This is a genomic window from Pyramidobacter sp. C12-8 (assembly GCF_002007215.1).
Classification (GTDB): Bacteria; Synergistota; Synergistia; order Synergistales; family Dethiosulfovibrionaceae; genus Pyramidobacter.
In genome coordinates, this window is the sequence record NZ_MUHX01000146.1 from 1 (window position 1) to 222 (window position 222).

1 protein-coding gene is annotated in these 222 nt (G+C 55.0%); it reads left to right on the forward strand.

Translation table 11 applies throughout. The annotated features are described in order from the left end of the window. On the forward strand, positions 1-212 hold a 212-nt coding region (locus tag B0D78_RS13335; protein WP_205948348.1), incomplete at its 5' end, for a hypothetical protein. Positions 213-222 lie beyond the last annotated feature (10 nt).

The following is a 222-nucleotide window of genomic DNA, read 5'->3' on the forward strand; positions in this document are numbered from 1 at the left end:
AGTTGACCTTAGGTTCTCCCGCGGCTTTTGCCGCGGGCTCTGTTTGGCGCGGAAACCGCGCCAAACAGAGCAACACTCCTTCCGTCAGCCGCCAAAAGCAGGCGGCCGACACCTCTGATGTAACTACCAGCCGAATCGCACAAATCAGAAGGGATCTGATTTGGCTCCCTGGCCGCCTCAGAGAGGGCGCCAAAATCTTTGCTAAACCGTAATTTATCTTTT